The 1,055-nt window shown below is 69.9% G+C and carries 1 protein-coding gene; it reads left to right on the forward strand.

The features are described from left to right. On the forward strand, positions 1-1,055 hold a 1,055-nt coding region (locus tag ACFFHU_RS28460), incomplete at both ends, for an AAA family ATPase (RefSeq protein ID WP_377343481.1).

A 1,055-nucleotide genomic window follows, 5' to 3' on the forward strand; every position in this document is an offset into this window, starting at 1 on the left:
GGGGGAGCCGGGCGTCGGCAAGACGGCCGTTGTCGAGGGGCTCTCCCAGCGGATCATCATGGGCGAGGTGCCGGAGACGCTGAGGGATCGGCAGCTCTACACGCTCGACCTTGGTCTGCTCGTGGCGGGTTCCCGCTACCGGGGTGACTTCGAGGAGCGCCTCAAGAAGGTGCTCAAGGAGATCCGCACCCGGGGCGACATCATCCTGTTCATCGACGAGATCCACACCCTGGTGGGTGCGGGCGCGGCCGAGGGCGCGATCGACGCGGCGAGCATCCTGAAGCCGATGCTGGCCCGGGGCGAGCTGCGGACCATCGGCGCCACCACCTCGGACGAATACCGCCGGTACATCCGCAAGGACGGCGCCCTTGACCGGCGGTTCCAGCCGGTGGACGTGCCGGAGCCCTCGGTCGGTCAGACCGTACAGATGTTGACCGGTCTGCGGGACCGGTACGAGGCGTACCACCGGGTGAGCATCACCGACGGGGCGCTGGTGGCCGCGGCCACGCTGGCCGACCGCTACATCTCCGACCGCTTCCTGCCGGACAAGGCGATCGATCTGATCGACGAGGCGGGCGCGCGGATGCGGATCCGCCGGCTCGCGGAGCCGCCCGAGGCCGGCGGCCGGGACGCGGACCGGGTGCGCCTCATCGACGACGAGCAGGTCGCCGAGGTGCTGGGCGTCTGGACCGGCATCCCGGTCCAGAAGCTGACCGAGGAGGAGACCTCTCGGCTGCTGCGGATGGAGGACGAGATCCACCGGACCATCGCCGGGCAGGACGAGGCGCTGTCCTCGGTGGCCAGGGCCATCCGCCGGACCCGGGCCGGTCTGAAGGACCCGAAGCGGCCGTCTGGCTCGTTCATCTTCGCCGGCCCGTCCGGGGTGGGTAAGACCGAGCTGTCCAAGGCCCTCGCGGAGTTCCTGTTCAGCAGCGAGGACGCGCTCATCCAGTTGGACATGTCGGAGTTCCACGACCGGTACACGGTGTCCCGTCTCGTCGGTGCGCCTCCCGGCTACGTGGGCTACGACGAGGGTGGCCAGTTGACCGAGAAGG

The sequence above is a fragment of the Plantactinospora siamensis genome (assembly GCF_042434095.1).
Taxonomy (GTDB): Bacteria; Actinomycetota; Actinomycetes; order Mycobacteriales; family Micromonosporaceae; genus KBS50.